This window comes from Streptomyces sp. P5F9 (assembly GCF_057961495.1).
Map to the genome: position 1 here is coordinate 1 of NZ_JBXVPZ010000302.1, position 12,019 is coordinate 12,019.

Here is a 12,019-nt window from a genome sequence, read left to right on the forward strand (position 1 = left end):
CCTACGCCCCATCCCCCCGCGGCGCAAACGCGTCCAAAACCTTCCCCAACGCCATATCAAACACCGCATCCAGATCAATAGGCCCCGGATCCTCCATGAACGCCGCAGCCATCCGCGGATACGCCCCACCCGCGATCTGACTCCCCAGGTACGCGATCCGCACCGCGTTCTCCTGCTCCTCGGACCACGGCAACGACCGAGACCGCTCAGCAGTCGCCAGCTCATTGCTCACATACATCGTCACAACCCCGTTGAGCAGCCCGACGAGCTGCATCTTCGTGCCGTACGACGCCTCGACCGGATCGAGACAGGCGAGGCAGTGCTCCAGATACCGCAGCGCGTTGGGGCTGAAGCCATACACCGGTGACATCAGCCGAGGCAGCCAGGGATGCCGATGCATCAGCGTCCGCGTCTGATGCGCGACCCGGATCATGTCCGCCCGCCAGTCCCCCGACGGCTCCCACAACTCGTGCTCGCCGCTGACCGCGTCCACCATCAGCTCGTACAGGTCCTCCTTGCGGGGGACGTAGTTGTACAGCGACATCGTCCCGCACCCCAGCTCGGCTGCGACATGCCGCATGGAGACCGCGTCCAGCCCCCCACCGTCGGCGATCCGCACGGCCGCCGCCGCGATGTCCACGCGGCGGAAGGCCGGCTTCGGCCCCCGCCCCGCACGCTCGGGGCGCGCCCAGATCACTTCGGGTACGGCCGCTCGGTCCGCCATTGATCATCACCTCGACCACCATGCTAGTTACGTACAGCGTACGTAGTGCGCTATGGTCGACCCATGACTACTACGTACGCTGTACTTAGTGAAGGTCTGGAGAAGCGCTTCGGCGCTGTGCGCGCCGTGCGCGGGCTGGACCTGGCGGTGGCGCAGGGCACGGTCTGCGGAGTCCTCGGGCCCAACGGCGCGGGCAAGACCACGGCCGTACGGCTGCTCACCACACTGCTGCGGCCCGACGCGGGCTCCGCGCGGATCGCCGGGCACGATCTGGTCCGGGAGGCTTCGGCCGTACGGCGTCGGATCGGCGTCACCGGGCAGTACGCGTCGGTCGACGGCGACCTCACCGGGCGGCAGAACCTGCGGCTGTTCGCGCGGCTGCACCGGGTGCGGGGTCCGGCGGAGCGGGCCGGTGAGCTGCTGGACCGCTTCGGCCTGACCGAGTCCGCCGACCGGCCCGCGTCCACCTACTCGGGCGGGATGCGCCGCCGACTCGACCTCGCGGCGAGTCTCATACGACGCCCCGACGTGCTGTTCCTCGACGAACCGACGACCGGGCTCGACCCGGCCAGCCGGAACCGGATCTGGGACGCCGTACGGGACCTGAAGAGGGAGGGTACGACCGTGCTGCTGACCACGCAGTACCTGGAGGAGGCCGATCAACTCGCCGACGACATCGCCCTGGTGGATCAGGGGCGGGTCGCGCACAGCGGTTCACCGGCTCAACTGAAGGCGCTCATCGGGACGTACGCCGAGGTCGTCGTCGCGCACGCGGCCGCCCTCGCGAAGGCGGCCGGAGTCCTCGACCAACTCACCGGCGCCGAGCCGTCGTTCGACCACGAGCGGAACGCCGTCGGCGCGGTCACCGGCGATCCGACGCTCACGCTCCCCCGGCTGGTCCGCGAACTCGACGCGGCCGGTGTGCCGTTGATCGACGCGAGCATGCGACCACCGACCCTCGACGACGTGTTCCTCCGCCTCACCGACAGGGAGCCGGGCACCCCCACCGACATCGAGGAGCGTGCCGCATGAGCACGCTGGCGTACGACGGCACCGCGATGCTCGGCCGGCAGTTGCGGCGGGTGCGGAACAACCCGGCGCTGGTGATCCTCACCCAGACCATGCCGATCACGATGCTGCTGTTCTTCGGGTACGTCTTCGGCAGCGCACTCGCGATGCCGGGTGACGCGTACCGCTCCTACCTCGTCCCCGGCCTGCTGGTCGCGACCGCCGCCAACGGCATCATGACGGGCATGTTCCAGGCGGCCCAGGACTCGCACCGGGGCGTGACGGACCGCCTCCGCACCCTGCCGATGAGCAGGGCGGCCGTTCCCCTCGGGCAGGCGACCGCCGACCTCGTCGTCACCGCGGCCGGCACCGTGCCGTTCCTGCTGGTCGGCCTCGCGGTGGGCTGGCGGATCGAGGGCTCGGCGCTCCAAGCCGCCGCTGCCGTGGGCCTGTTGCTGCTGTTCCGGTTCGCCTGCGCCTGGGTCGGCATCCTGCTCGGCCTCGTCTCCCGCAGCGAGGAGGCCGCCGGTCAGCTCGGCAGCGCGACCTTCATGCTGCCGCTGCTGTCCAACGCGTACATCCCGACGGACCGGCTGCCGGGCTGGCTGCGCACCCTGGCCGAGTGGAACCCCATCAGCGCGGTGACCACGGCCTTGCGGTACCTGTTCGGCAACTCCCCCGTCCCCGAGGGCGCCGCCTGGCCGGTGGCCCATCCGATCGCCGGTTCGCTGGCGTGGTGCGCCGTGCTGATCGCGGTGTTCGCTCCGCTCGCCGTGCACCGGTACGGGCACGGCGAGCGGTGAACCGCTACCGCTGAGGCGGCAGTTCGGGCCCCAAGGACGAGAACTTCTCCTGGGACACCACCCGTTGGGGCGGCCAGGTGATGTTGGCCGGTGGCCAGGTCTGGCCGGTCCTCTCCAGGAACCACTCCGGGGGTTCGTACATGGGCGGTTCGTAGCCGTCGGGCAGCGCCGTCCGCCATGCGACGCCCTCCGTACGCTCCTTGAACTCGTCCTTGATCGCCTTGAGTTGTTCCGGCTGGGTGAGGAGGTCGATCGCCGTCGCCGTGAGGTATCGGGCGGCGGCGATGACGGTTGCCCGGCCGGGTGCCGACGCCGCGCAGGACGTGAGGGCCCAGGTGTGCAGCTTGCTGCCGATGGGGGCGAGGGCGGCGCCCATGGAGACGGTCGGCACGTTCCAGCTGATGTCGGCGACGTCCGTGGAACCGCCGCCCAGGAACACGGGGTTGGGCGGGGCGAGTTCAGCGATCTCGGTGTGCAGGCCCTTCTGCGGAAGGCCGAGGGACTCCTGCAGGTCCCGCGCCAACTGCTGTGCCTCCTCGGTGAATTCGGGCGGGCCGAGCTGACGCATGTTGTCGTACATCAGCTCCGCGAAGGCCCTGGAGGGGAGTTGGTTCCAGCAGGCGGCGGTGATGCGGTGCCGTACCGATGTCTGCGAGGCCTTCGCCGCCGCCTCGGAGACGGCGATCACCTTGTCGAGGAGGACCTGGACGCGGGCGGGGCTGCCTTCGCGGACGTAGTAACTGATCTCCGCGATCTCGGGGGTGACGTTCGGGATGTCACCGCCGTTGTTGATCACCCAGTGGAGGCGTCCGCTCGGCGCGACACTCTCCTCGCGGAGGAACTCGGAGAGGGTCGCCATCATCACGGCCGCGTCCAACGCGCTCTTGTTGCCGAGGGGATGACCTCCGTGACCTGCCACGCCCAAGAAGGTGAAGGTCACCGCCGTCATCGCGGTGCTGGTGCCCCAGCCGGTGGCGTTGGAGGTCGAGGGGTGCCAGTCGAGGAAGGCGTCGAGGCCGTCGTAGACGCCCTGGCTGACCGCGTAGGTCTTGCCGATCAGGTTCTCCTCGGCGGTCGAGCCGAAGAACCTGACGGTGACCGGGAGTTGGTGCCGTCGTGCTGCCTGCGCCACGGCTGCCGCGGCCGCTGCCGCCGCCGTGCCGAGGACGCAGTGGCCGCAGCCGTGTCCGGGGCCGTAGCCGGGTGCGAACGGGTCGTGGACGTACTCGCGCGGGTCGTGGTGGCCGACGCCGCTGTGCTGGGAGAGGCCGGGCAGCGCGTCGTACTCACCGCTGAAGCCGAGGACCGGGCCGCCGGTGCCGTGGGAGAAGGTCGCGGTGAAAGCCGTGGGGAAGCCGGCCGTGCCGAACTCGACCTGGAATCCGGCCTGTTCGAGGAACGCGGCCTCGGCGAGCGACGAGTTCCACTCGCGCAGGCTGAGTTCGGCGTGCTCCCAGATCTCGGAGTTGAGGGCGGTGATCCGGTCCGTGTGCTCCGCTATCCAGTCCAGCGCGGTCGTCTTGGCGGGGCTGTCCCGGGCCAGGCCCGCGGGCGGGACGTAGGCCGGGACGGTGGTGTGGGCGGAGGCCGCCATCACCGGGTCGCCGGCGGTCGTCGTCTCGTGTTCGTGCTGGTCGTGGGGGTCACACACGTGCGCCTCCGGGAGCGGCGGGGATCGGTGCATCGGCCATACGAATCATGCTCCCCACATGACAAAGGTGTCAGGCTCGGGACATGATCCCCGGCATGGAGCCCTTGCCGCTGCCCCTGGAGGGCATCACCGTCGTCGCCGTCGAGCAGGCCGTCGCCGCCCCCTTCGCCACCCGCCAGCTCGCCGATCTCGGCGCCCGGGTGATCAAGGTCGAGCGGATCGACGGGGGTGACTTCGCACGCGGTTACGACACGGCGGCCGGCGGTCTGGCCTCGCACTTCGTGTGGTGCAACCGGGGCAAGGAGTCCATCGCGCTGGATCTGAAGGATCCGCGCGGGCTGGACGTCGTACGTCAACTCGTCGCCGACGCCGACGTGTTCGTGCAGAATCTCGCGCACGGAGCCGCGGCCCGGCTCGGGCTGGACTCGGCGACGCTGTGCGCGGCGCATCCTCGGCTGGTCGCCGTGGACATCTCCGGGTACGGCCCGAGCGGCCCGTACGCCGACAAGCGGGCCTACGACATGCTCGTGCAGTGCGAGGCGGGGCTGGTGTCGGTGACCGGAACGCCGGAGCAGCCCGTGAAGGCGGGGATTCCGGCCGCCGACATCGCGGCGGCCATGTACGCCTTCTCAGGCGTGCTCGCGGCGCTCGTGCGCCGGGGTGCGACCGGGTGCGGTGGGCCCGTCGAGGTGTCGATGCTGGACTCGCTCGCGGAGTGGATGGGGCATCCGTTGCATCACGCGATGCACGGCGGAACTCCCCCGGCGCGCACGGGACTTGCGCACGCCGTCATCGCGCCGTACGACGCCTATCCCACGGCGGACGGCGGGCGGGTGCTGCTGTCGGTGCAGAACGACCGGGAGTGGCGGCGGCTGGCCGAACAGGTCATGAAGAGGCCCGAGTTGGGGACCGATCCCGACTTCGCCACGAACGCGGCGCGGGTCGTGAACCGGGAGCGCACCGACGGCCTCGTCGGTGAGGCGCTGGGTGGGCTCGGCGCCGACGAGGCCGTGGGGCTGCTGGAGCGCGCGGGTGTGGCCTGCGCGCGGCTCAGGGACGTACAACAGCTGGCGGAGCACCCGCAGTTGGCGGCCCGGGAGCGGTGGCGGCAGGTGGGTTCGCCGGTCGGGTCGCTGCGGGCGCTGCTGCCGCCCATCACCTTGCCGGGCGGAGGCGAGGCGCGGATGGGCGACGTGCCCGCGCTCGGGGAGCACACCGTGGCGCTGCTGCATGCCGTGGGGATGGCGGACGTAGAGATCGCAGCACTGCGCCGGGACGGTGTGGTCGCCTGAGCGCGGGCCCCCGGGAACTCCCCGGGGACGCCGAGGACTTGCTCAGCGCCCGCCGAAGAGCGAACGGCGCAGCCTGCGCAGCGGCGCGAAGAGCTTGACCCGGCTCACTCGGGTACCTGTGGCACTGCGTTCCTGCGTGGTGTCACGCGAGGTCAGCTCACGCATCAGCGAGGTCGCCTCTGCCGTCTCGCGCTGCGGGACGACGGGGCCGCCCAGCACTGAGAGATGGCGGTCGAGACGCGAACTGGTCGCGCTGCTCCCGCACGTGATCGCAGGGACCCTTGCCCTGCTGCGCACTATCTGTTCCATGTCACTCCCCACCCGCGTACGACTCCACCCGGCCCGGGCAGGGTAACCCTATCGCCCCAACCGAGCACTCGTGTATCGAGGTCTCGGGATTCACCTTCCCCGTAAGGGTGTTGACGACCCCTCCTTGATTACTCTCCGAATCCAACCGATTTCAGGGCGAGTTGGACAACTGGCTGCGTTGTGGGCTGTGCTGAGCCTCCGTCGGGCTCGACGGTCACTGCGAGTGATGTTGCAGTTTTGTCGAGTCCGGTGGCGATCAAGGGCGTGTCGTCCTTGAAGAGCCCGAGGGAGCGCGGTTGCACATCGGGGCGCATCAGCCACAGTTGATGCACGCGCCCGCTCGGCAGCGCGCCGTACCCGCTCAGGGTGACGACCGCGCGCCCCTCCGAGGCGGAGGCGATCACGCCGATGCTCCGGCCCGCGGTGTCCGCGCCGGTGGTCGCACGGGCGTCGGGAGCTGCGAGAACGTGTGCGATGTCACGTGACTGCGCCTGCGCGGCGTCCAGCTTGTCCTGTGTCTTGTTCGCCTGCACGGCGAAGAGCGAGGCCACGACGAGGGCGGCGGTGGCCGTAGCGGTGGCGAACGGCACGAAGAACGGGCGCCGTTGGGGTACGCGGGCGCGCGAGGCCTGCGGCTGTGTGCCCCACACATGGGCCGGCAGCCGGGGTGTGTACTCCCGCGCCTGTGGTTCTCGCACATGTTCCCGTAGGGGTCCGGGCTCCTGCGGGGTCTGCCGTACGGCGGCCAGCACGCGGTCGCGCATGGCGAGCGGCGGCTGGGCCACCGTGGACCAGGCGAGGCGGACCGCGTCCTCGGTCATGGCCCGCACCTCCTCGGCGCAGCGGTCGCAGCCCTTGAGGTGTTTCTCGAACTGGCGGCGCTCGCCGGGTTCGAGGGCGTCCAGGGCGTAGGGGGCCGCGAGCGAGTGGAGATCCCCCCGGCCGAACAGTCGGGCGAGGATGCTCATGCGACACCTCCCAGGCAGTCGCGCAGCCGGGTGAGTCCGTCACGCATGCGGGTCTTGACCGTGCCCAGCGGCAGCGAGAGCCGCTCGGCCACTTCACGGTACGTATAGCCGTCGTAATAGGCGAGGGTGACGGACTGCCGTTGCAGAGCCGTGAGGCGGTCCAGGCAGCGGCGCACCAACTGCCGTTCCATGCCTGCCTCGACCTCCTCGGTCACCTGGTCGAAGGCGGGGTGGTGGGAGCGACGGGCCTCGCGCTGCTCGCGTTCGCCGGCCGCGCGGGCGCTGCGCACCCGGTCGACGGCCCGGCGGTGGGCGAGGGTGAGGACCCAGGACAGGGCGCTGCCCCGGCCGGGGTCGAAGCGGGCGGCGGACCGCCACATCTCCAACAGCACTTCCTGCGACACCTCCTCGGACTGCGCCGGGTCGCGCACCACCCGGCGCACCAGTCCGAACACCGGCCCGGACACCAGTCCGTACAGCTCCTCGAAGGCCCGTTGATCACCTGCCGCCACCTGCACCAGGAGCTCGTCGGCCTCCACCCGTCCCCCACTCTTCGACCGCACGCGGCCCATCCCCTCATCACATCCCGTCACACGAGGCGTTCGTAGCGAACACCTCTACGGATGGGTTACGGATCAGCGCGCCCAAAACGCGGGTCAAGGGACGGATTGGAAGGCGCCAAAAAAACTTTTCAGGTTTGACCAATCCGTCCCGGCACCTGCTCCGAATCACCGTGCGTCAGGCAAGTTGGCACTGAGGACGGACGGCATGACACCTATCTCCAGGAGCGGTGCGGGACGCAGGAAGCTCGCGGCCCTCGTATGTGGCGCGCTGGCCGCCGGGGGGCTCGCAGCCGCCGGTACGGCCGCGCTGGAACCGGGAGTGGCCTCGGCCTCCTCCCACCGTGAGGCGCCCCTCATCTCGGGGACCCCCCAGTACGACAACACGGACCTCTACGCGTTCGTCAGCCCGGACAAGCCGGACACCACGACGATCGTGGCGAACTGGATCCCGTTCGAGGAGCCCGCCGGCGGCCCGAACTTCTACCAGTTCGCTGACGACGCCCAGTACGACCTGCACATCGACAACAACGGTGACGCGCTGGACGACTTCATCTTCCGCTACACCTTCAGCACACAGATCAAGAACAAGAAGACGTTCCTCTACAACACGGGTCCGGTGACCAGCCTCACCGACCCGGACCTCAACATCACGCAGTCGTACGACATCGAGCTGATCAAGCTGAAGAAGGGCAAGGCGGTCTCCGAGACGAAGGTCGCCGACGACATCCCGGCGGCGCCCTCGGACGTCGGCGACGCGTCGATGCCGGACTACGCGAAGCTGCGCTCCCAGGCGATCTACAAGACGGCCAACGGCGGCGCGACCTTCGCGGGCCAGGCCGACGACCCGTTCTTCGCGGACCTGCGCGTCTTCGACCTGCTCTACGGCGGCAACCTGAGCGAGGTCGGCAACGACACCCTCAAGGGCTACAACGTCAACACGATCGCCCTCCAGGTGCCGAACGACCTGATCCGGCAGTCCAAGTCCCGCCCAACCGTGGGTATTTACTCCACGACCCAGCGCAAGAACGCCAAGGGCTACTACACGCAGGTCTCGCGGCTGGGCAACCCGTTGGTCAACGAGGTCGTCAACCCGCAGAAGGACAAGGACAAGTTCAACGCGTCCGAGCCCAAGGACGACGCGCAGTTCCTGAAGAACGTGACCGAGCCCGAGATCCCGAAGCTCATCGAGTCGATCTACAAGATCAAGGCGCCGAGCGAGCCGCGCAACGACCTCGTCAGCGTGTTCCTCACGGGCGTCAAGGACCTCAACACGCTTCAGCCGTACGCGAAGCCGTCGGAGATGCTGCGCCTGAACACGTCGATCGCGCCGGCCGCGCACCCCAAGCGCCTCGGTGTCCTGGACGGCGACACCGCGGGCTTCCCGAACGGGCGCCGGCTCACCGACGACGTGATCGACGAGGCGCTCCAGGTCATGGAGGGTGAACTCGTCGGTTCCAAGAACGACTTGGGCGACGCCGTCGACAAGAACGACAAGGGCTTCGAGAAGTACTTCCCGTACGTCGCCGAGCCCACCTCGGGTTCCCGCGGCCCGCTCGCCAAGGGCACGACCAGCGGCAGCGACGTCAAGAACCAGCTGGGCGACGCGTTGCAGCCTGCGGGTTCGTCCTCCGGCAGCGACAACATGATGCTGATGGTCGCGTCGGCGGCCTCGGGTGTCGCCGGCGTCCTGCTGATCGGCGCGGCCGTCGCGTGGTGGCGCCGCCGGATGACCCACCGCCCGTACTGAACCCCCTGAACTGGCGCGGCCCGCACAGTACCTTCCCCCACGGTGCGGGCCGCGCCACCCCGTGTCGCGACTTCCTTGAGCAGTACGGCACTTGACCCACGTATCCCCACGTATCCACCGATCCGCAGATCCACGGAACCACCCAGGCGATGGAGGAACGGCATGGCCCCGCGCGAGAACGACCACAAGCCGACGGAGGACGAGCAGCCGGCGGCGACACAGCGGGAGTGGGAGCGACTGTGGGAAGAGGGCGACGACTCGGGGGGCGAGGACGAGGGCGGCACGAAGGAGGACGCCGGGACGGAGGGTGAGCGGGACGCGGACGCGGACACCGAGGCCTCCGAGGCCGCGGTCGACGACGCGGACCAGGCCCCGACTCCCGTGCACGGCGACGCCGATGAGCCGGGCCACTCTCACGACCACGATCACGACCATCACCACGACCGCGATCACGACCATGCCGATGGCTCCACCGCCCCCCACAGCCACACGCACCCCCACCTCGGCGACGAACGCATCGCCGCCGTACGCCGAGTGGCCGCCGCGAGCCGCCGCTGGCGAACCGTTCAACTCGCCGGGTGTGCCGCCCTGTTGGCCGTCGCGATGACCGCCGGCGCCATCGCCATCGGCGCGGCGAAGGACAGCGGGGCCACCGCGGTCGCCGCGTCCAGTGCCGTGTCGCCGGAGTTGCTGGCGAGCGGGAGTCTGGACGCGAGCATCGCCTCGTTGCAGGCTCATCTGCGCACGCAGCCCAAGGACTTCGACGGGTGGGCGACGCTCGGCCTTGCGTATGTGGAGCAGGCGAGGACGAAGGGCGACCCGTCCCGGTATCCGCAGGCGCAGGCCGCGTTGCAGCGCTCGTTGAAGATCTCGCCCGGCAACGAGAACGCCCTGGAGGGCCGCGCCGCGCTCGCCGCCGCCCGGCACGAGTTCGCGGAGGCGCTGACCTACGCGGACCGGGTGCTGAAGGAGAACCCGTACAGCGAGCGCGCCCTGTGCTCGCGTATCGACGCGCTCGTCGAACTCGGCCGCTACGCCGACGCGGAGAAGGCCGCCGACCTCGCCGACGCCCGCAAGCCCGGCGTCCCGGTGTTCACCCGGTACGCGTACGTGCACGAGCTGCGCGGTGACGTGACCACGGCCCGCAAGGTCCTGGAGCAGGCCCTCGCGGCCGCCACCTCCCCCGGCGACATCTCGTACGTGGCCGGCACGCTCGGCCAACTCGCCTGGAACCAGGGCGACTACAAGACGGCCCTGAACGACTACGGCCGCGCCCTCGCCGCCGACGAGAACTACCTCCCCGCCCTGGAGGGCCGCGCCCGCGCCCAGGCCGCCCTGGGTGACCGCGCGGAGGCCATCAAGGGCATGGAGCTGGTCGTCTCCCGCTACCCGCTGCCCCAACCCCTCGTGGAACTCGGCGAGTTGTACGAGAGCCGGGGCGCCGCGGGCGACAGGGCGAAGGCCGACGACCAGTACGCGCTCGTCGACGCCTGGATCGCGCTGGCCCGTGCCAACGGCGTCAACGCCGACCTTGACACCGCGCTCGCCGCCGCCGACCACGGCAACATCAAGTCCGCCCTGAAGGCAGCCCGCGCCGAATGGGCCCGCCGCCACACCGTGCACACCGCGGACGCCCTCGCCTGGGCCCTGCACGTCAACGGCCTCGACAAGGAGGCCCTCCCCTACGCCCGCCGGGCCACGGCCACGAACTACCACAACGCCTCGTTCATCTACCACCTCGGCATGATCGAACTCGCCACCGGCCACAAGGCGGACGGCCGCGCCCACCTGGCCAAGGCCCTGAAGCTGAACCCGGGGTTCTCGCCGCTGGGCGCGAGCAAGGCCCGTAAGGCGTTGGAGGCGACCAAGTGACGCCGGTCCGCCGCCTGTTGGCTTCCGCGGCGGCCGTCCTCACCGCCGCCGGCGCGCTCCTCCTGGTCCCCACGGCCGCCGCTAGCGCGCACCCCCTCGGCAACTTCACCGTCAACCGCTACGACGGACTCGTCGTCGCCCCGGGCCGGCTGCGCGTCACGCACATCGAGGACCTCGCCGAGATCCCGGCGACCCAAGTGAAGCCGGAGATCAAGCAGTTGGGCATGACCGAGTGGGCCCGGCAGCGGTGCGACAAGGCCGCCGAGGGCAGCAAGGTCACCGTCGACGGCCGTACGGTCGCTCTCACGCCCGGCAGCAGTACCGCGCGGCTGCGTCCCGGGCAGGCCGGGCTCAACACCCTGCGCGTGGAGTGCAGTTCGACGGCCGCGCTGCCCAAGGGCAAGACAGTCACCCTCGGTTTCCACAGCGCGGGGCTGACCACCGGCCCGGGCTGGCGGGAGATCACCGCGCGCGCCGACCGGATGACGCTGACGAAGTCGGATGTGGCGAAGAAGTCGATCTCGCACGAACTCACCGGCTATCCCAAGGACTTGCTCTCCTCCCCCGCCGACACCACGACCGCGTCCCTGCACGCGCGCCCCGGCGGACCGGCCCTCACCGACGCCGATCAGTCCACGTCGGAACCGCCCGCCGCCTCCGTGCTGCCGCGCGGCGCCGACCGCTGGACGCAGGCCCTGAACAACATCGTGGCCCGCCACCACCTCACGGTCGGCTTCGCCGCGCTCTCGCTGCTCATCGCCGTCGCCCTTGGCGCGATGCACGCGCTCGCGCCCGGTCACGGCAAGACCCTGATGGCGGCCACGGCGGCCGCGCGGGGCGGTCGCGCCCGGCTCAAGGACGTCCTCCCCCTCGCCGCGTCGGTCACCGTCACCCACACCCTCGGCGTGGTCGCCCTGGGCCTCCTGGTCACGGCAGGCTCCGCCGCGACCCCGTCGGTGATCGCCTGGCTGGGCATCGCGAGCGGCGTCCTGGTGCTCTTCGCCGGCGCCAACCTCGTACGCCGCGCCTGGCGCAACCGCCCACGCCCGCAAGCCACTTCACACCCCCGGCCGCATCCCCAC

10 protein-coding genes and 1 pseudogene are annotated in these 12,019 nt (G+C 70.4%); 6 read left to right on the plus strand and 5 right to left on the minus strand.

Going from position 1 to position 12,019, the window contains the following annotated elements:
* Position 1: 1 nt before the first annotated feature.
* Complete coding sequence (locus AC31A1_RS34975) at positions 2-724, minus strand: TetR/AcrR family transcriptional regulator (protein WP_489657166.1); 723 nt, start codon at positions 722-724, stop codon at positions 2-4.
* Between the two features lie 63 nt (positions 725-787).
* On the opposite strand from AC31A1_RS34975, the gene AC31A1_RS34980 reads away from it, so the two are divergent.
* Complete coding sequence (locus AC31A1_RS34980; RefSeq protein ID WP_489657167.1) at positions 788-1,756, plus strand: ATP-binding cassette domain-containing protein; 969 nt, start codon at positions 788-790, stop codon at positions 1,754-1,756.
* A complete protein-coding gene (locus AC31A1_RS34985) occupies positions 1,753-2,535 on the plus strand; it encodes an ABC transporter permease (RefSeq protein ID WP_489657168.1) in 783 nt (260 codons plus the stop codon). Before AC31A1_RS34980 ends, AC31A1_RS34985 begins: the two co-directional genes overlap by 4 nt.
* Positions 2,536-2,539: 4 nt before the next feature.
* Here the strand turns inward: AC31A1_RS34985 and AC31A1_RS34990 are convergent, their stop codons facing one another.
* Positions 2,540-4,186: an amidohydrolase gene (locus tag AC31A1_RS34990; protein ID WP_489657169.1), complete on the minus strand. Its 1,647-nt coding sequence runs from the start codon at positions 4,184-4,186 to the stop codon at positions 2,540-2,542.
* An 83-nt stretch (positions 4,187-4,269) separates the two neighbouring features.
* Here AC31A1_RS34990 and AC31A1_RS34995 point away from each other — a divergent pair, with 83 nt between their 5' ends.
* Positions 4,270-5,478 carry a CaiB/BaiF CoA transferase family protein gene (locus AC31A1_RS34995; RefSeq protein WP_489657170.1) on the plus strand — a complete coding sequence of 403 codons (1,209 nt, stop codon included), beginning with the start codon at positions 4,270-4,272 and terminating at the stop codon, positions 5,476-5,478.
* A 42-nt stretch (positions 5,479-5,520) separates the two neighbouring features.
* Here the strand turns inward: AC31A1_RS34995 and AC31A1_RS35000 are convergent, their stop codons facing one another.
* The 3 genes from AC31A1_RS35000 to AC31A1_RS35010 all read right to left on the minus strand — a co-directional run bounded on the left by AC31A1_RS35000 (position 5,521) and on the right by AC31A1_RS35010 (position 7,294).
* Entirely contained in the window at positions 5,521-5,787 is a 267-nt protein-coding gene (locus AC31A1_RS35000) for a hypothetical protein (RefSeq protein ID WP_033286328.1), read from the minus strand.
* Positions 5,788-5,915: 128 nt separating this feature from the next.
* Positions 5,916-6,755 (minus strand): anti-sigma factor, encoded by an 840-nt coding sequence (locus AC31A1_RS35005; RefSeq protein ID WP_489657171.1) that lies wholly within the window; start codon positions 6,753-6,755, stop codon positions 5,916-5,918.
* Positions 6,752-7,294: a sigma-70 family RNA polymerase sigma factor gene (locus AC31A1_RS35010; RefSeq protein ID WP_489657174.1), complete on the minus strand. Its 543-nt coding sequence runs from the start codon at positions 7,292-7,294 to the stop codon at positions 6,752-6,754. Before AC31A1_RS35010 ends, AC31A1_RS35005 begins: the two co-directional genes overlap by 4 nt.
* 229 nt (positions 7,295-7,523) lie before the next feature.
* Between AC31A1_RS35010 and AC31A1_RS35015 the strand changes: the two genes are divergently transcribed.
* From AC31A1_RS35015 to AC31A1_RS35025, 3 genes and pseudogenes are all read left to right on the plus strand, one after another.
* Entirely contained in the window at positions 7,524-9,065 is a 1,542-nt protein-coding gene (locus tag AC31A1_RS35015; RefSeq protein WP_489657172.1) for a DUF4331 domain-containing protein, read from the plus strand.
* Between the two features lie 162 nt (positions 9,066-9,227).
* A complete protein-coding gene (locus AC31A1_RS35020) occupies positions 9,228-10,937 on the plus strand; it encodes a tetratricopeptide repeat protein (protein WP_489657173.1) in 1,710 nt (569 codons plus the stop codon).
* Positions 10,934-12,019: pseudogene (locus AC31A1_RS35025) on the plus strand (nickel transporter); the annotation flags it as partial. The gene AC31A1_RS35020 and the pseudogene AC31A1_RS35025, both read left to right, overlap by 4 nt.